This window comes from Emticicia sp. 21SJ11W-3 (assembly GCF_024138715.1).
In the GTDB taxonomy this organism is placed as follows: Bacteria; Bacteroidota; Bacteroidia; order Cytophagales; family Spirosomataceae; genus Emticicia; species Emticicia fluvialis.
On record NZ_CP092074.1, the window covers coordinates 809847 to 827786 of the forward strand.

At 43.6% G+C, this 17940-nt stretch carries 15 protein-coding genes; 7 read left to right on the forward strand and 8 right to left on the reverse strand.

What is annotated here, in order from left to right; all coding sequences use genetic code 11:
- Positions 1-9: 9 nt before the first annotated feature.
- Positions 10-894, reverse strand: coding sequence for a PhzF family phenazine biosynthesis protein (locus MB380_RS03335; RefSeq protein ID WP_253533323.1), 885 nt, complete (start codon positions 892-894; stop codon positions 10-12).
- A gap of 300 nt (positions 895-1194) precedes the next feature.
- Here MB380_RS03335 and MB380_RS03340 point away from each other — a divergent pair, with 300 nt between their 5' ends.
- Positions 1195-3075 (forward strand): peptidase M61, encoded by a 1881-nt coding sequence (locus MB380_RS03340; RefSeq protein WP_253533325.1) that lies wholly within the window; start codon positions 1195-1197, stop codon positions 3073-3075.
- A gap of 84 nt (positions 3076-3159) precedes the next feature.
- Here MB380_RS03340 and hisC read toward each other — a convergent pair whose 3' ends face one another.
- Positions 3160-4206: a histidinol-phosphate transaminase gene (gene hisC, locus MB380_RS03345; RefSeq protein ID WP_253533326.1), complete on the reverse strand. Its 1047-nt coding sequence runs from the start codon at positions 4204-4206 to the stop codon at positions 3160-3162.
- Positions 4207-4250: 44 nt separating this feature from the next.
- Positions 4251-5018 carry a 3-hydroxyacyl-CoA dehydrogenase gene (locus MB380_RS03350; RefSeq protein ID WP_253533328.1) on the reverse strand — a complete coding sequence of 256 codons (768 nt, stop codon included), beginning with the start codon at positions 5016-5018 and terminating at the stop codon, positions 4251-4253.
- A gap of 78 nt (positions 5019-5096) precedes the next feature.
- On the opposite strand from MB380_RS03350, the gene hemF reads away from it, so the two are divergent.
- Together hemF and MB380_RS03360 are read left to right on the forward strand one after the other, a co-directional pair.
- Positions 5097-5993, forward strand: a complete 897-nt coding sequence (hemF, locus tag MB380_RS03355; RefSeq protein WP_253533330.1) for an oxygen-dependent coproporphyrinogen oxidase — start codon at positions 5097-5099, stop codon at positions 5991-5993.
- 62 nt (positions 5994-6055) lie between these two features.
- Positions 6056-7456 carry a chloride channel protein gene (locus MB380_RS03360; protein WP_253533332.1) on the forward strand — a complete coding sequence of 467 codons (1401 nt, stop codon included), beginning with the start codon at positions 6056-6058 and terminating at the stop codon, positions 7454-7456.
- Positions 7457-7463: 7 nt separating this feature from the next.
- On the opposite strand, the gene MB380_RS03365 is transcribed toward MB380_RS03360, so the two are convergent.
- Positions 7464-9218 carry a DUF885 family protein gene (locus tag MB380_RS03365; RefSeq protein WP_253533334.1) on the reverse strand — a complete coding sequence of 585 codons (1755 nt, stop codon included), beginning with the start codon at positions 9216-9218 and terminating at the stop codon, positions 7464-7466.
- A gap of 88 nt (positions 9219-9306) precedes the next feature.
- Entirely contained in the window at positions 9307-10146 is an 840-nt protein-coding gene (locus MB380_RS03370) for an AraC family transcriptional regulator (RefSeq protein ID WP_253533335.1), read from the reverse strand.
- A 117-nt stretch (positions 10147-10263) separates the two neighbouring features.
- Here MB380_RS03370 and MB380_RS03375 point away from each other — a divergent pair, with 117 nt between their 5' ends.
- Both MB380_RS03375 and MB380_RS03380 read left to right on the forward strand, forming a co-directional pair.
- Positions 10264-11136 carry a DUF1080 domain-containing protein gene (locus MB380_RS03375; protein ID WP_253533337.1) on the forward strand — a complete coding sequence of 291 codons (873 nt, stop codon included), beginning with the start codon at positions 10264-10266 and terminating at the stop codon, positions 11134-11136.
- 43 nt (positions 11137-11179) lie between these two features.
- Positions 11180-11593, forward strand: coding sequence for a Dabb family protein (locus MB380_RS03380; RefSeq protein ID WP_253533339.1), 414 nt, complete (start codon positions 11180-11182; stop codon positions 11591-11593).
- Positions 11594-11669: 76 nt separating this feature from the next.
- On the opposite strand, the gene MB380_RS03385 is transcribed toward MB380_RS03380, so the two are convergent.
- Entirely contained in the window at positions 11670-13229 is a 1560-nt protein-coding gene (locus MB380_RS03385) for an FMN-binding glutamate synthase family protein (protein WP_253533341.1), read from the reverse strand.
- Positions 13230-13425: 196 nt separating this feature from the next.
- On the opposite strand from MB380_RS03385, the gene MB380_RS03390 reads away from it, so the two are divergent.
- Together MB380_RS03390 and MB380_RS03395 are read left to right on the forward strand one after the other, a co-directional pair.
- Positions 13426-14454: an exo-alpha-sialidase gene (locus tag MB380_RS03390; protein WP_253533342.1), complete on the forward strand. Its 1029-nt coding sequence runs from the start codon at positions 13426-13428 to the stop codon at positions 14452-14454.
- Positions 14455-15386: 932 nt separating this feature from the next.
- Positions 15387-15677 (forward strand): hypothetical protein, encoded by a 291-nt coding sequence (locus MB380_RS03395; protein ID WP_253533344.1) that lies wholly within the window; start codon positions 15387-15389, stop codon positions 15675-15677.
- Between the two features lie 26 nt (positions 15678-15703).
- Here MB380_RS03395 and MB380_RS03400 read toward each other — a convergent pair whose 3' ends face one another.
- Positions 15704-16609, reverse strand: a complete 906-nt coding sequence (locus MB380_RS03400; protein WP_253533346.1) for a DUF4835 family protein — start codon at positions 16607-16609, stop codon at positions 15704-15706.
- Positions 16610-16624: 15 nt separating this feature from the next.
- The gene (coaBC, locus tag MB380_RS03405; RefSeq protein ID WP_253533348.1) at positions 16625-17827 is read right to left on the reverse strand and encodes a bifunctional phosphopantothenoylcysteine decarboxylase/phosphopantothenate--cysteine ligase CoaBC; all 1203 of its coding nucleotides are present in this window, start codon (positions 17825-17827) and stop codon (positions 16625-16627) included.
- Positions 17828-17940: the final 113 nt, after the last annotated feature.

Consider the following 17940-nt stretch of genomic DNA (forward strand, 5'->3'; position numbering starts at 1 on the left):
ATTATGCGGTTACACAAACCATTTGCCCTGTGCAACCAGCTGCGCTTTGCCCCCTACCTGCAATTTATACTTTTCGTTGTCGGTTCGCTCGCCTTTAATACTGATTAACGACGGGCGGTTTATCTCGTACCCCTGTTCTACCAGTTTATGAATAACAGGCAGCTCATGCTTAAGCAAATAGGCCAGCAGGCAACTATTGGCGCTGCCGGTGGCGGCATCTTCTACTATTTTCTGGTTTTCGAGGCAGAGCATCCGGGCATGCACATGATTTACCTCTGCGTGTGTTTCTGGCGAGAACACAAAGAAAGCAGTGGTAAGGCCATCGGCCGAATTACTTTTATGCAGCTGGTTGTCAATAAGCCATTGGGTAATGGCGGCGGCCTCTGGTTTTACCTGCTGCACGGCTTTCAGGGTTTTTAGCGGAACAATCAGATAAGGCAAACCGGTTGACACCAGCTGAACAGGCAGGGTATCGTCAACATCGGTGGGTTCAATGCCCAGCAGAGGCGGCAGGTCGGTGTAGAGGGTTTCACCAAAAACAGGGTTGTTCAATTCAAGCCAGAGTATTCCATCGGCTGGTTTTACAGGCACTTTACCTATTTTCAGGTTTAAGGTTATTTCAGACCCGGTATCGCCCATCAACACAAATGCCGTACCCAGCGTAGGGTGGCCTGCAAAGGGTACTTCGTATTCGGGCGTAAAAATCCGAACGTTATAGCCACCGTCTGAGGGTTCATCAGAAAGAATAAAGGTGGTTTCCTGAAAATTGATTTCCCTGGCAATTTTCAGCATTTGCTCGTCTGTCAGTTCTCCGGCATTGCGGAATACAGCCAACTGATTACCCTGATATTTTTGCTCGGCAAAAACATCAACAATTGAAAAGTCTAGTTCCATCTTTTTCCAGTTTAAGATTTAGAATTGATACCCTTTCATGGCCCGGTATGGCAAATCCTGAAATCATGTTCCAACGTTTTGCTAAAAAACGAAATATCCCCCATAATGGGTGATGATGCACTCGTTTTTTTTTACTTATTTGCCGTGCATCATTGGTTTGCAGCACAGGTATGGTGTCTGACACCACGAGATACAGGTGGTAAATTGCTGTTCGGTATGTTTTTTGGTGTCATACGAATTAATAACTTTGTGCGTTTACAATCCATCTGAGTTTATTAGACAAATTATAATCAATTATTTATGAAAAGAATTGCATGTATGCTTCTGACAATGGCCGTTATGGCCGCCTGTACCAGAAGCGCCACGGTGAGCACCTCATCAACACAAAAAAATAACCTGTATCAGTTTTCGGTTGATTTAACCAAAGTGCAGAACGATAAACTGGAGGTTTCGCTGGTGGCACCTAAAATCAATGTCGACCAGATTACCTATTTTCTGCCTAAAATTGTGCCGGGTACTTATGCCAATTATGATTTTGGCCGTTATGTGTCTGGCTTTAAGGCTTATAATGCCAAGGGTGATACGCTGCCGGTTACTAAGGCAGATGTAAACAGCTGGACCATCAAAAATGCCAAAGACCTGCATAGAATCAGCTATAAAATTGATGATACCTGGGATTCGCCCGAAATTAAAGGTGAAAAAATATTTGAGCCTGCCGGTAGCGATATTGATGCCAACAAAAAATTTGCCATTAATACTTTCTGCTTTTTTGGTTATTTTAATGGTTTAACAAAAGTGCCTTACCGGGTGTCATTCACCAAGCCTGATGGCTTTTATGGCGCTACTTCTATGAATTTTGTTTCAACCACAGCCAACCGTGATGTGTTTGAGGCCGATAACTACATGGATTTGTCTGATGCCCCGATACTGTACACCCGCCCGGACACCACCGTGCTGAAAGTAGGTGGTGCTGATATTCTGGTGTCGGTTTTTTCGCCCAATAAAAAAGCTAACTCAAAGGAAATTGCAGCCAATATCAACTCGTTGCTGAATGCCCAGAAAGATTACCTGGGTGGCAAATTGCCGATTCAGAAATATGCCTTCCTGATTGTGCTGTCAGATAACCCGAACCTGATGAGCTACGGTGCCTTAGAACACTCGTATTCGTCTTTCTATTATCTGCCCGAAGGTACTTCGAAGGAGCTTTCGCAGACAGTAAAAGACGTGGCTTCGCATGAGTTTTTTCATATCATTACGCCTTTGAGCATCCATTCAGAAGAAATCGGCGATTTTGATTTTAACCAGCCCAAGATGAGTAAACACCTTTGGATGTATGAAGGAGCTACCGAATATGCCGCCGGACACATGCAGATGAAGTATGGATTGATTGAAATGCCGCAGTATCTGGATATGCTGCAGGATAAAATCAATTTCATGAAGCGTGTGAACGACAAACTGCCGTTTACTGAAATGAGCAAGCAGGTGCTGGATAAATACAAAAACCAGTATCAGAACGTATATAATAAAGGCGCCTTGATTGCACTGTGTCTGGATATCAGACTCCGTCAGTTATCAGACGGCAAGTATGGTACACAAAACCTGATGCGTGACCTGGCCAAAACCTACGGTAAAACCAAGTCGTTTAAAGATGATGAGTTGTTTGATAAAATAACGGCATTGACTTATCCTGAAATCCGCGAGTTTTTTACCAAATACGTTGAAGGCCCCGAGCCACTGCCATTGGTTGATGTTTTCAAGAGCGTAGGTATTGATTATTTGCCAGAGGCAACCGTGAAGAAAATCAGCCTTGGTGGCATTAACCTGGGCTATAGTGCGGCAACCAAGCGCATAAAAATAGCCAATGCCAGCAACATGAACGATTTTGGCAAGAAAATGGGGTATCAGCAGAATGATGAGATTATCTCGCTGAACGGCCAGCCATTTGAGTTAACCAAAGTGCAGCACCTGTTGGATGATTACAGCAACAACACCAAAGAAGGAGACCCGGTAGTGATGGAAGTAGCCCGTAAAAACAGCGAAGGTAAAGAAGAAATAGTGAAGCTGTCGGCACCGGCCATGCTGGTAGAGGTAGTAGAAAAGAATGTGTTGAAACCAGCCGACAACCCAACGCCTGCCCAGTTGAAGCTGAGAAAAGACTGGCTAAGCCCGGATAAAAACTGATTTTACCGCTTGAACATTCAGCTTGAAAAAAAAAGAAGCGCGGCCTTTGTAAACTAACAGGGCCGCGCTTGCTGTTTATAATTTTCAGTAGGCTTTCAGGGCTTCTACCAAAGCGGCGTTCTCGGCATCGGTGCCTATCGATATACGGATACAACCTTCGCAAAGCTGTACATTAGAGCGGTCGCGGGTGATAATCTTCCGGTCAATCAGGTATCTGAAAACCGCTTTGGCATCTGCAAACTTAACCAGCAACTGGTTGGAGTCTGAAGGGTAAATGTGTTTTACAATTGCCAGCGTGCCCAGCATATCTGCCAGTGTCTGGCGTGCTTTCAGGATATCCTGTACGTAAGCGTTCTTTTTATCTTCGTTGTTCAGGGCATCCAGTATCAGCAATTGCGTTACGGCATTGAGGTTATACGGATACTTGATTTTGTTCAGAATCTTAATCAGGTCTTCTGATGCAAAGGCCATCCCGAAGCGTAAGGCGGCCAATCCCCATGCTTTAGAGAATGTCTGCAATACTACCAGGTTCGGGTAGCTGTCTAACAATTTCGTGAAAGAATCAGCCTCTGCAAAATCAATATAAGCTTCATCCACTATTACCAGCCCGGTTGTAAATTTTTCAAGAATCTCCAAAACTGCCTCTCTGCTCACCAGATTCCCCGATGGGTTATTAGGCGAGCAAATCCATATCAGTTTGATATGGGGTGTAACCGCCGCCAGTACGGCTTCGGTATTTATCTCGAAGTCTGTGGTTAATGGCACCTGTATTACCGGGGTATTCTGTACATCGGCACATACCTTATACATACCGTAGGTTGGGGGCATTATCAGAATATTATCTTCCTTTGGCTCGCAGGTAGCACGAATCAGCAAATCAATGGCTTCGTCAGAGCCGTTGCCCAGAAAAATCTGCCCCGGTCGCACGCCTTTAATTACAGCCAGCTTGTCTTTTATGTCTGTCTGGTGAGGGTCCGGGTAGCGGTTATAATTTCCGTCTATTACCGAGCCGAAAGGGTTTTCGTTGGCATCAAGAAAGATACCTTCTTTGCCGGTGTATTCATCACGAGCCGACGAATAGGGGGCAAGTGTAAGAATATGCTGGCGTATTATATTGTTCAGAGAAAACATAAGGGCGTATCTGATTTATTTTTAATGGTGGTTGGTTGTACTAATTATTTGGGAGCCATTCTGATGGCGCCATCCAGGCGAATCACTTCTCCGTTCAGCATGGTGTTTTCTACAATATGCTGGGCAAGCTGCGCGTATTCATCCGGCTGGCCCAAACGAGACGGGAACGGAACCTGCTGGCCTAATGAAAGCTGCGCTTCTTCGGGCAATGAGGCCATCAGCGGGGTTTTAAAAATACCCGGGGCAATGGTCATTACCCTGATACCGTTTCTGGATAAGTCTCGGGCAATGGGTAAGGTCATAGACACGATGCCACCCTTTGAGGCCGCATAGGCTGCCTGCCCGATTTGCCCGTCATAAGCAGCTACCGAAGCCGTATTAATAATTACACCTCGTTCGCCTCCGTCATTGGCTTCATTTTGGGTCATTTCAAAAGCAGCCAGACGTATCATATTGAATGAACCTATCAGATTAATATTGATGATTTTCTGGAAATGCGCCAGCGAATGAGGCCCTTCTTTACCAACTGTGCGTGCAGGCGGAGCAATACCCGCGCAATTTACCAGAATATGGATGGCTTTGAAACGGGCTATGGCCTGGGCCATCACTTTTTGTGCATCTTTCTCTGACGAAACATCACATTTTACAAACTTTGCCTTGCGGCCCAGGTCGGCTGCCAGCGCTTTGCCTTTCTCTTCGTTCAGGTCTGCTATTACGGCATTAGCGCCTGCTTTTACGAACCGCCTGACAACGGCTTCGCCTAAACCCGATGCTCCGCCGGTTACTATGGCTGTGAGTCCTTTTAGCTGCATAAATTGATAAAAAAGAAAAATTATTATGGATACCTCTACCGGTGTCGCTAAATTGCCACAAAATTTGAAAAGAATCTTATGTTATCCAAAGAAAATATTGCCGAATACTTCAGAACCCTGCAAGACCAGATATGTACTGCCATAGAAAATACCGATGGCAAAGGCAGATTTCATGAAGACCAATGGCAACACCACAGTGGCGGCGGCGGGCGCACAAGGGTAATAACCGACGGCCATATCATTGCCAAAGGGGGGGTGAACTTCTCGGCCGTATCCGGTGAAGTATCTGATGCACTACAGAAGCAATTGAAGTTATCGGAGAAGTCAGACTATTTTGCCACAGGGGTATCAATAGTGCAGCATCCGGTTAGCCCTATGGTGCCTATTATACACATGAACGTGCGGTATTTTGAACTGGGCAACGGTACGTGCTGGTTTGGTGGTGGTATTGACCTGACACCCCATTATGTGGTTGAGGATGATGCACGTTGGTTTCATGCCCAAATGAAAGCCGCCTGCGATAAACATGACCCGGCGTATTACCCAAAGTATAAAGAATGGGCAGATAACTACTTTTATTTGCCTCACAGAAACGAAACCCGCGGTGTAGGTGGGATATTCTTTGACTACCTGAAGCCAGCCGATGAACCTGCCAAAGCAGATTTGTTTGCCTTTGTGCAGTCGGTAGGCGAGAGCTTTGCACCTGTTTATACGCACCTGATGGCAAAAAACCATCTGCTGCCGTATGGCGAACGTGAAACCAACTGGCAGATGCTACGCCGGGGGCGATATGTTGAGTTTAATCTGGTTTGGGACAGAGGTACGAAATTCGGGCTGGAAACCAACGGACGTACGGAGTCTATCTTAATGAGCCTTCCGCCTGTAGCTAATTGGGTGTATGATTACCAGCCTGAGCCGGGTAGCGCAGAAGCGCAAACGCTTGGCCTGCTAAAGAAAGACATTAATTGGGTGTAAGGCCGCACAATGCACCAGCCTGCGGCTTTTAGAATTGCCAAATTACAACAGTCTTTGATGTTATGAAATATACATTTGTCAGGAAACATCTGAGTACTATCAGAAGGATAAAGAAAGCCAAAGATGCAATAAAGGCCCTGTTAAAGGCAAGGGTAGATGCTATTGCCAATAAAAAGTTAAAGCAGAGCCTGCTCAATGCCATACCTTTCTGGGTAGGGGCTTTTATTACGGGTGTGGTTGCCGTTATCTATGCCAAACTTTTTATGATAGCCGAGCGTGGCACTATCTATCTTTTTCACCTCAATAAATGGGTGTTTATGGGTATTACGCCGCTGTGCTTTATAGTGTCGTGGTGGCTGGTTCAGAAATATGCCCCTTTTGCCCGTGGCAGTGGTATTCCGCAGGTGAGTGCGGCCATTGAACTGGCAAACCCTAAAAAATACGGGCTGGTAAATAATTTATTGAGTATCAGGGTACTGCTGATAAAAATAGTATCAAGCCTTATTATGGTGTTTGGCGGAGGTGCTGTCGGTCGGGAAGGCCCTACTATTCAGATAGCCGGTTCTATATTTAAGAAAATCAATGACTGGCTTCCGGAGTGGTACCCCAAGGTTTCTAAAAAAAACATGCTCATTACCGGAGCTGCCTCTGGCCTGGCTGCTGCTTTTAATACGCCGCTTGGTGGCATTGTATTTGCCATAGAAGAGCTTACCAAAACACATTTCAGTTATTTCAAGTCGGCTTTGCTTACAGGTGTAATTATTGCCGGGCTAACCGCCCTGAATATACTGGGGCCGTATTTGTATCTGGGGTATCCAAAGGTAAATAATCTGGCATGGTGGGTTATCTTCCCGGTTATTGTTACAGCGGTGCTTTCGGGGTACCTTGGCTGCACCATGACCCGCATTATTTTGTATATATTAAAGAAGAAAAAGGCCTTGAAGACCAACCGGGCAAAATTGCTATATTGCATTGTTGCAGGTCTGGTAATAGCATCGGCGGGTATTTTTATTAGTTTTGAAACCTTCGGCACAGGCAAAGAACTGATGCAAACCCTGTTGCTGACCAACAACAAGTATCTTGAGTGGTACGTGCCTTTATTGAGGTTCTTCGGCCCGGTGGTTTCATTTACCAACGGCGGTGCAGGTGGTGTATTTGCCCCGTCGCTGAGCGCAGGCGCCAGTGTGGGTTCATGGGTGGCAGAATGGTTTCATCTGGTTAGTTCTAATGCCAATCTTATAGTGCTGTGTGGTATGGTCAGTTTTCTTACAGGCGTTACACGCAGCCCGTTTACATCTTCCATACTGGTACTGGAAATGACAACCGCCGAGAGTATCATATTTTATCTCATGATAGCCGGCCTGGCTGCCAATCTGGTATCATCATTCGTTAGCAAGCATTCGTTCTATGACCAGATGAAAGAACAGTATCTGGCTGAAATTGACACCGAAGAAAAGAACTGACCCGTCTTTACTTTGAGCCGTTCGGCCGGGCTAACTCTTCGGCAATGTATTTATCAACCATTTTTTCAAGTATGGCCATGGTTACAGTTCCCTGCGATAGTATGAGGTCATGAAACACCCGAACATCAAATTTATCTTTCAGAGCCTCTTCTGCTTTTTTACGCTGATTCTTAATGGTTATTTCTCCGATTTTATAAGCCAGAGCCTGCCCAGGCCAGGAGATATACCGGTTGATTTCGGTATTGACTTCATGTAAAGAAAGCGCGGTGTTTTCAGCCAGAAAACTAACCGCCTGTTCACGCGTCCAGTCTTTGTCATGGATACCCACATCAATTACCAGGCGGCAGGCACGCCACATTTCGTAAGTCAATCGGCCAAACCTGCTGTACGGGTCTTTGTAAAGGCCCAGTTCATAGCCCAGGTATTCGCTGTACAAGCCCCATCCTTCGCCATACGCATTCACATACAGGTTTCGTCTGAAATCAGGCAGGTAGTCCAGCTCCTGTGTCAACGCTATCTGCAAATGATGCCCCGGTACGGCCTCATGCAGTGTCAGGGCCTCAAGGGTATATAAAGTACGGCTGGGCAGGTTGTAGGTATTTACCCAATAATTGCCTGCCTGTTTTGATTGGATAGAGGCACCACTATACCGCCCGGCTGTGTAGGTAGGTGCCAGGTAGTCTGGCACGGGTACTACTCCATAGGGCTGGCGTGGCAGCTTACCAAAAAGCAATGGTAGTTTTCCGTCTATCTTTTTAGCAATAAAAGAGGCTTCTTTAAGCAGTTGCTCACCCGTAGTAGGGTAAAACCTGGGTTCGGTGCGCAGGTAATCAATAAATGATTTAATTGAGCCTTTGAAGTTTACCTCGTCCAATACCAACTGCATTTCTTTCCTGATGCGTTCTACTTCCTGCATGCCAATGGCATAAATCTCATCAGGCGTTTTATTGGTGGTGGTATAGTGTTTTACTTTTTCGGCATAGAATTTCCGGCCGTTCGGGAAATGCGAAGCACCAAGCGTGGTTCTGGTTTTAGGATGGTACTCTTTCTCAAAGAATGTCCTGATTTTTATGTAAGACGGTATCACGCTTTGTTCTATCTGTTTTCTGCCCTCAGCTTGTAGTAATAACCAGTCGGCCTCAGAGATAGACTGCGGTTTTTTTATAAACGGTTTCCAGAAAACAGATTGTTCGTAGCTGTCAACAATATGGGCATTGTAGGTGGCTTCGTAGCCCTTTAGCGCAATGCTGGGTTGAGATATACCCGATGTAAGCCCTTTTCTTATTAAAGCCAGGTTGTCATCCACAAAACCCGGTATCCCTTTCAGTTTGGTCAGATAATGTTCAACCTGTTTTTTGGTTGAAAAGGCCGCAGGCGCAATTCTTGCTATGCCGGTATGAAAGCCCTCGTCAGCCAGTATGGGGTTCAGGTATTCTTTGTATTCATAAGAAATCAGCTCGTCATTCAGCTGATATTTCAGCAGCACTATATTTATCTGGTCGTCAAAAGTAAGTGTTTGTTCATTTACGGCATTCAGCTTGTCAGCTTCCTTTTTAAAAAACTGATAACGGCGAAGGAAGTCTTCTTCGCGGTTTCTGCCAAAGGGAAAAGGTGAATTGACCGAGTCTGAGGCCGATTCAAGTCTATGAAATGCTTTTATTTCTTCTAATACATCAGTAATAACGGCATTTGGTTGGGGTTTTTGTGAAAAAGCAAAAGAACTATGCAGGCATATCAATAGCAGTAAAAAGTATTTTCTCATAGAAGAACGAGTGCGTTACGGTTACGGAATAAGAATCCGAAGATAAGGAAAATTCAGAAACGTGCAGCAGTTTTTAGATACTTTGGCTTTAATCACGCTTCCTGAAAGCCGTTGGCGTGCTGCCGGTAAACTTTTTAAACTGTTTGCAGAAGTGGCTTTCGTCGGTATAGCCAAACTCATCAGCAATTTCAGAGATGGTCAGCCGGCTGAATAGCAACCGGGTTTCAATCAGTTTCATTTTGTATTTGGTAATGTATTGTTTCAACGATTCTCCTGTGTGTTTTTTAAAAAATATACTGATGTAATCAGGGGCATAATTAAAAACATCTGCCAGATGCTCAATGGTTAGTTCTGCCGGCTGATGGATATGTTTTTTTATATAGGTAAGAATTGCCTCTACAGAGTCTTTCAGCACAGGGCTGGCGGAAGCCTGACCAAACAGATTACGGGCAAGGATAATCATCATACTGCGCATAATGTTGTTTCTGATTAACTCAAAGTACTGCGATTGCTCATGCTCGTTTTCTTCTTCGAGCAGTTTAAGCAAGCTATGCAGTTTCTCTCTTTCGTGTTTGTCGTGCACAATGGTACCCCGGCTTTGCGACGAGGTATAAAGCAGCGTTTTCAGTATCTGCTGCCAGGTGCTGTCTTTATCTTCGGTATGTGGTGTATTGTAGATTGACTCATTGAAACGGATAAAACAAAACTCGGTTATTTCATTGATTTCAAAATGATGATAATCTTCCGGCCCGAGAAGAAACACATCTCCGGCCAGGTACCTGAACTCATTGCCGTTGATATTATGGATGCCATTACCTTTCAGAATAAATATTATCTCAAAATAGGTATGCTTATGCACCGAGTGCACCCAGGTGGCCGCTTCAAAATGATAGATGCTGAAGGGTGTATGCAGTACGTATCTTTTCATAAAGCAAAAGTAGTAAAGAAAGCACTAATATATGTTGGATTTTTACAATACATAAGCCTGCGTCATGGTGTAGCTTTGTAACTGCATACATCATTCTATCTTTACATTTATACGGCTATGAAACACCTTTATCTGCTAATATCTTTATTTTTGCTTGTTTTGGGCTTGTCTTCATTACAGAAAGCGGATGAATGGACTATTCTTCTCGACAAGGATTTAAGCCGGTGGGAAAACTACCTGAGTTATAGGCATACTAATAATTATAATGGAAAAATACCGAAGGATTCTCTTGGAACGGATATAAAGCCTATTGGCTATAATAATGATAAGTATGGGGTTTTTACGGTTCTGAATGAACCCGGTGGCCCGGTGCTTAAAGTAAGCGGAGAAATATATGGATGCTTGTTTACACGTCAGGAGTATGAAAACTATCATCTGAAACTACAGGTGAAATGGGGCAAACGCAAATATGTACCCAGGCTTGAAAAACTGAAAGATTCTGGCATTCTCTATCATTCAACTGGTGAGGCAGGGGCAGAATATTTTCGTTCATGGATGCTCTCTCAGGAGTTTCAGATTATGGAAGGCCACATGGGCGACTTCTGGTGTCAGGCAAATTCTGCCATTGATATCCGTGCCTGGCAATCTGAAGGAATAATGAATTGCGTGGCTGATGCCAGAAGGCCGTTCAGAACTTTTAAAAGCCAGGGCGATTATTATTGTATGCGGTCGGCCGACTATGAGAGTCCGGCTGGTGAATGGACAACGCTGGAGCTTATCTGTTTTGAAGGCAAAAGTCTGCACATTGTAAACGGACACGTGGTAATGGTATTACAAAACAGCCGCTACATACAGCCAGACGGTAAGGAGGTGCCTATGACCAAAGGAAAATTACAATTGCAAAGCGAAGCAGCAGAGGTATTTTACCGAGACATACGCATTAAGCCCATTGCTGCAATGCCTGAGCTTTATAAGAAACTGTTTTTATAAGCCACATAAAGATTGAAATTATTAAAGATTAAACAGCATAAGAATGAACACCACAACACGCAGGAAATTCCTGAAAAACACGGCTTTGGCATCGGTTGCTACCTCATCTGCTTTTGCAGGCACTGAAACAAAAGCGGCCAAAGAGCTATTTGTGCATCATGTGTACTTCTGGTTGAAAAACCCGGGCAATGAGGCCGACAAAGCCAAACTGATAGAGGGTCTTGAAGGACTAACCAAAATAAAGGAAATCAAAATGGTGCATATTGGTGTGCCGGCCAGTACCAACAGAAGTGTAATAGAGCGCGGCTACGCGGTATCATGGCTATTGTTTTTTGATAGCCTGGAAGAAGAAGAAATCTACCAGAAACACCCGGTTCATCTGAAATTTGTTGAGAACTACGCTCATCTATGGGAGAAAGTAATCGTGTATGATTCAATAGGAGCCAAAAGGTCTTGAGTTGTGTTGGCAGATTTGCTGGCAATATGCGTGGTAATCCCTCCGGTTTTGCAGCCAGAGGGATTTACTATGCCTGTCAATGAGCGTTTTTTCCGCCCAGATACGGGCTGTCAAGCAGTTTCTGGAAACCTTCAAACTTTACAGGTGTTTTCTGATACTGGTAAGTGCTACGCAACGATTGCGTTTTGTTGGTATCTCCCATGGCCACATCTACGTCGTCCATCATAAACTGGCAGGGGTGTTCATAACCACAGGCGTGGCTTAGTTCCAGTATTTCCTTCGTCATGGTTTTCATGTAATTATAGAGGCGTTCGCTTTTCAGCGTAGGGTCAATGCCAGACTGCAGCCATTTGTTTTGTGTGGCCACACCAGTAGGGCAGGTATTATTGTGGCAAACCTGCGCCTGTATGCAGCCAATAGACATCATGGCTTCTCGTGCTACGTTAATCACATCAACACCCATCGCAAATGCCATAACGGCTTTGTCTGGCAACCCCAGTTTACCGGCTCCGATAAACGTGATTTTATCGTTCAGGTCTCTTTTCTGAAATATTTTATAAACCGACGAGAAGCCATAAACAAAAGGTAACGAGACGTGGTCGGCAAAGCTGGGTGGTGCAGCACCTGTGCCGCCTTCGCCACCGTCAATATTAATAAAATCAGGGCCTTTACCTGTTTTCTTCATCAGGTCGGCCAGTTCTTCCCACATTTCAAGCTTGCCAACTGCCGATTTTATACCAACTGGTAAACCTGTGGCTTCGGCCATTTTTTCAATGAAATCAACCATTTCCGGTATGTTAGAAAAAGCGCTGTGGCTGGCAGGAGAAATGACATCTTTGCCTAAAGGCACATGTCTTATTTCGGCTAATTCCTGAGTCAGCTTGGTAGCTGGCAGTACGCCTCCTTTACCGGGTTTGGCTCCCTGCGATAGCTTCAGCTCAATCATTTTTATACAAGGGTTGTTCTGGCAAAGTTTAATCAGTTTTTCCATTACAAAGTTGCCGTTGTCATCGCGCACACCAAAATAGGCGGTACCTATATTTACCACCACATCGGCACCTTTTTTGTGGTAGGCAGATACCCCGCCCTCACCTGTATTATGATAACACCCGAATTTATCGGCGCCTATGTTGAGTGATTCAATGGCTGGTGCAGACAACGAGCCGAAGCTCATACCCGAAATGTTGATAATTGATTTGGGCAGATATGGCTGCCGGCGATTGTGATATTCGCCTATTACTTTGGCCGACGGGCAAATATAAGGATTAGCGATATTCGGATGCCCAGATGGCAGCTTGTAGGGCAATAAGGCAGGTTTGATAAACGTGTAACCAGAGCTGTAAATATCCTGGTCGGTGCCAAAACCCTGAAAATTATTCTCTTTTTTTGAAGAAGCGTAAATCCAGGAACGTTGCCTGCGATTAAACGGTAGTTCTTCTCGGTTGTTGGCTACAATGTACTGGCGGAGCTCAGGCCCGATGCTCTCAATAAAATAGCGGAGATGCCCCAATACCGGAAAATTATGCTGGATTGTATGCTTTTTTTGTGAAATATCTCTGATGGCAAGTAATGCTAAAAAAACCAAAGGATAAGCCCACCAGGGAATGCTGCTCAGAAACTGACCTATAACTGCCATAAGCTGAAATTTGATGTATAAATAGATAGTAATGCTGGTTAATAAACAACCGGATATAAGTTTTCTTTTGATGAATAGTATTTAATAGTAGTAATTTCGTATTTATCTATGATATTTAACCAGCATTTTCGTTTATGCTGCCTATGTCATTAATCTGAACAAATAAAAAAAAGTACATTCAAAACTATTGCATCCTATGAAACTTCAACACCTGTTTATTCTTATTTGTTTATTAACGTTTAAAAATAGTTTTTCGCAAAGCCCTATCTTAAAAAAAGAGAATATTTTTGAGAATCCACCCTTTGCCGAATGCCATGCGTCAAGCATAGTTGAGCTATCAAAGGGCCAGATGATGGCCACCTGGTTTGGCGGTACGAGGGAGTCGAATCCTGATGTATGTATATGGATAGCCAGGTATGACGGCAGCAAATGGTCTAAGCCTGAAAAAGTTGCCGACGGCGTAATTAATGATAAACTGAGATACCCAACCTGGAACCCCGTATTGTTTAAAACCAAAGAAGGAAAACTTTTTCTGTTCTATAAAGTAGGCAAGAACCCGAGAGAGTGGTGGGGCGAAATGAAAACATCAGCTGATAATGGTGCAACGTGGTCTGCAGCAGAAAAACTACCGGAAGGAATGCTGGGGCCAATAAAAAACAAACCGGTTCAACTGGCTAACGGCGATATACTGTATCCTACCAGTACTGAAAGCGTAAAGGGCAATAAATGGCATATCCACCTTGAAAAATCTGATAAAAATGGCAGAAACTGGCAGAAAATAGAAATCGAGAACGATACCTTCGGCGTAATTCAGCCAAGTATTCTGCAGTATGCCGATGGACGAATGCAATTGCTTTGCCGCAGTAAGCAGAATTATGTGGTAGAGACGTGGTCAACCGATAACGGTAAAACCTGGGGGCCATTGAAGGTAACAAGCCTGCCAAACCCGAACTCGGGTACCGATGCAGTAACGCTGAAAAACGGATTGCAACTAATTGTTTATAATCCTTTGAAAAAGGGCAGAGAGTGGTCGAACGGGCGTCAGAAACTAAGTGTTGCTGCTTCAAGAGACGGAGTTAACTGGAAAGATATTTGTGTGTTAGAAGACGAACCTAAAGGCGAGTTCAGCTATCCGGCCATCATACAGTCGAGCGATGGTCTGGTTCATATTACTTACACCAACGACCGTAAAAACGTAAGATACGTAGTGCTTGACGTTAAATAGTTTCTTTTAAACCTGGTATAAAAAAGCAGATAAGGCGCGCCTTATCTGCTTTTTTGTTTGTATAAATGATTGATTTACAAGTCTGTGAGTGTATAGCCTGGCTGCTTTGGGGCTTATGTAAGAGCCGCGAACCATGAATACCGCCAAAAAAACTTCATTTTATGCATTTCATCGAAAAGGCGGGTCAATTATTAATCTAAATCCTGACATTTGATTCAACAAAACGCAGCAGATAAAGCGTTGGGTTAAAGAAAATGAAAAGTTGATAGTACAATTGCTATTGAATTAATTGCTCGGCGTTAAACTGCTGCTTTTGCGTAATCTCAAAAAGTAAAAAATACCTTTAGCTAACCGATAGTTAGGGGTATCTGTAAAAAAAGAAAAGTGGAGCTAAAGTTTGCTCCACGTTTACTGACAATTGCTATTGAGTGAATATTTTTATTACGTTGATTTTATTAAGTCATCATGTAATTTCTTCCAGATAAAAAGGCTTTCTATAGTCATTTTCGGATACTTTGCTCGATTGGCAAAACAACTATAAAGAGTAACATCGAAGCCCAAAAAGTATTTAATCACATCCAACTCCTCCCATTATTGAGCATCTTTCATAATTAGGTAATCTATTAGAGATGCTCATTCAGGGGAGGGTTGGAGTGACCATTACGATGTCCCTTCATCTTAATAGAAATAATCATACCAAAAATGATTACGATTGGATTTGAGTTTTTTTGCTGCGTATGGTCATTAGGTTAATTTTCAAACTTAAGGTTAAATATTTGCTTCATATTTAAGCCGTTCGATAATAATATTTTTTATTTGATACCCCTTGATAATTTTTTGGATAGGATAGCAGTACGAAAATCCTGCTGAAAGTGGCTGTTTGTTTAAATTGAAAAATTATTTAACGGATACAAAATAATAACAATAAAAAAATGGCATGGATTTTGTTGGCAAGGCCGCTTTGCCGCAAGATTTTGAAAATATCCATGCTTAATTCTTCTGACATGAAAAATCATTCGAAATCTACACTAAATACTATTGAAGAGGTACTGGCAGAATTAAACGAGTTGCTGGCGCAAAAAGAAAAGGAAGATTACGCACGAATATTTATTAAGCGCCATAATATATCAACTACTTATCAGTCAGGCGACTATCTGACAATTATGGATATACGTTCAACGTCTTGCGGACAGAAAAACTGGGTGGCTCGTTTTACTTTATAACCTTGCAGGCGGCCTGAAGTGCCGCATTATTTAGTAAGTCTGCGGTATTGCTCAGTTTTTGATGGGTCTATTGATGATAACACCTGAAAAGCCTTTTGTTTTTCTTCTTTTGTTGCTTCAGAAAACACATTTACCATTTCTTCACTTTTGGCGTCCAGAAAGCTATTCATAAGCACCGAGTTAGTTCTTGATTGCTGAAGGCTTTTAATAGTGCTTATAAAATCTAATATCAGTCGTCGGCTTCCTGCGGGGTCAGTGGTCAGGTTGTCAAGTGCCAATCTGTGATAATTGTACACGCCTTCTCTGAAAGGCAGCAATTGCTGATTCTGCAGATTCTCAACCAGCCAGTACCTGTTTCTTACATCACCGGTTTGCTCCCAGCCGGCTTGCCCTGCACTGGCAGCCAGATTAGCCACGTTATATGCACGCGTAAGAAAGCGGTCTCCGCCGTTTTTTGAAAAACTGTCGTAATCAAGTGTCAGGGCTATTAATGAATAAAACCCCAGAATAGAGGTCAGGTTATTAGAGAAATTCTGTTCATTAAAAATCATCTGGCGGTCTTCCGGCGAGAATGATATATTAAAGTTACGGTCTACGTATGTCAGCAGCAGGGTTTCGTAAGTGGTATTAAATACCGGCCTGATAACCTGAAACTGGGCATTGCCCTGAAACACATTCTGTTGCGGTGACTTCGTAAAGGTTATAATGAGATTGCACTTGATACGTTCGTTCTGAGCAAATAGGTCATTGGTCCAGCGTTTATTGTTCATAAACTCGCTGATGGCCAGTTTCATGTCTGTAAATACCTGTTTTTCAGAGGCCTGCTGCGCGTTAATCTGGTCTGATACAATGGTTACATTACAGTTTATTTCCTGGGCGTAGCTGCTTAAAAAAGCGCAGGCCAGCAGGCATGTCATTGCTATTTTTTTCATAGTTGTACCGTTATCTTATCCGGTAAATTTGTTCAGAACAATTTTCAGTATATCCACTGCTACTTCCTGTTTCGGTTTCAGATCAAAATCATACAGATTCCCCTCTTTGTCAAGAATTTTAATCTTGTTGGTATCATAACGAAAACCAGCGCCTTTATCTTGTAAGGAGTTCAACACAATGAGGTCGAAGTTCTTTTTTTCCAGCTTGCCTTTGGCGTTTTCCAGTTCGTTATCTGTTTCTAACGCAAAGCCAATCAGCAGTTGCCCGTTTTTTTTCCTTGCACCCAATGTGGCCGCAATATCTATGGTTCTGGTTAGCTCAATATTAAAAACATCCTCTTTCTTTTTTATTTTTTTGTCGGCCACATGCACGGGGGTATAGTCTGCCACGGCCGCTGCCAGAATCACAATATCGTTGTCTAAGAAATGTTTTTCAACGGTTTCATACATTTGCCGCGCAGAAAACACCTGCTCTGTTTTTACACCGGCAGGTGCAGGTACAGAAACCGGGCCACTTACTAACGTAACGTTTGCCCCGGCCATGCAAAAGGCCTCGGCAATGGCATAGCCCATTTTCCCTGACGAGTGATTGCTGATGAAACGTACCGGGTCTATGGGTTCCTGGGTTGGTCCGGCGGTAATCAGTACTTTTTTACCAGCAAGGGTGTGGTTCTTCAAAAAATGGCTGCTTAGTGCATGCACAATATTTTCAGGCTCTGCAAGGCGGCCTTCACCTGTCAGGCCGCTGGCGAGTTCGCCATGTTCGGCATTGATAATATAGTTCCCGTATGCCTTTAGTTTTTCCAGATTACCAAGGGTGCCTGGGTGCCGGTACATGTCCAGATCCATGGCAGGCGCAAAGAAAACCGGGCATCTGGCCGATAAATAAGTAGCCACAAGCAGGTTGTCGGCCATTGCATTGGCGCATTTGGCCAGTGTATTGGCCGTGGCGGGCGCAATAATAAAGGCATCGGCCCACAAACCCAGTTCAACATGGTTGTTCCATTCGCCGGTTTCATTTTTTACAAAAGAAGACACAACCGGGTTTTTAGACAACGTGGCTAAAGTAAGCGGCGTAATAAAGGTTTTTGCGGCGTCGGTCATAATTACTCTTACCTCAGCTTCGGCTTTTACAAGCAGCCGTATAAGCAATGCCGATTTATAGGCAGCTATACTGCCGCTTACCCCGAGTAGTATTTTTTTATCTTTTAAAATCAATGTCTTTGGTGCTTTGGTACACTTTTTTATATTGTATATGTATAACGCAACAAAAATAGAAAACATCAGATTAACTCATTGATAATTTCTTCAAAAGTGTATACATTTAAAAA

Bases quoted from the DNA above. Each gene is read 5' to 3' on its own strand.
- MB380_RS03370 (WP_253533335.1), bottom strand. From the start codon at position 10,146: ATGAAAAGATACGTACTGCATACACCCTTCAGCATCTATCATTTTGAA.
- MB380_RS03340 (WP_253533325.1), top strand. From the start codon at position 1,195: ATGAAAAGAATTGCATGTATGCTTCTGACAATGGCCGTTATGGCCGCC.
- MB380_RS03360 (WP_253533332.1), top strand. From the start codon at position 6,056: ATGAAATATACATTTGTCAGGAAACATCTGAGTACTATCAGAAGGATA.
- hisC (WP_253533326.1), bottom strand. From the start codon at position 4,206: ATGTTTTCTCTGAACAATATAATACGCCAGCATATTCTTACACTTGCC.
- MB380_RS03400 (WP_253533346.1), bottom strand. From the start codon at position 16,609: ATGAAAAAAATAGCAATGACATGCCTGCTGGCCTGCGCTTTTTTAAGC.
- MB380_RS03380 (WP_253533339.1), top strand. From the start codon at position 11,180: ATGAACACCACAACACGCAGGAAATTCCTGAAAAACACGGCTTTGGCA.
- MB380_RS03385 (WP_253533341.1), bottom strand. From the start codon at position 13,229: ATGGCAGTTATAGGTCAGTTTCTGAGCAGCATTCCCTGGTGGGCTTAT.
- MB380_RS03350 (WP_253533328.1), bottom strand. From the start codon at position 5,018: ATGCAGCTAAAAGGACTCACAGCCATAGTAACCGGCGGAGCATCGGGT.
- MB380_RS03390 (WP_253533342.1), top strand. From the start codon at position 13,426: ATGAAACTTCAACACCTGTTTATTCTTATTTGTTTATTAACGTTTAAA.
- MB380_RS03375 (WP_253533337.1), top strand. From the start codon at position 10,264: ATGAAACACCTTTATCTGCTAATATCTTTATTTTTGCTTGTTTTGGGC.
- MB380_RS03395 (WP_253533344.1), top strand. From the start codon at position 15,387: ATGGCATGGATTTTGTTGGCAAGGCCGCTTTGCCGCAAGATTTTGAAA.
- MB380_RS03365 (WP_253533334.1), bottom strand. From the start codon at position 9,218: ATGAGAAAATACTTTTTACTGCTATTGATATGCCTGCATAGTTCTTTT.
- MB380_RS03335 (WP_253533323.1), bottom strand. From the start codon at position 894: ATGGAACTAGACTTTTCAATTGTTGATGTTTTTGCCGAGCAAAAATAT.
- hemF (WP_253533330.1), top strand. From the start codon at position 5,097: ATGTTATCCAAAGAAAATATTGCCGAATACTTCAGAACCCTGCAAGAC.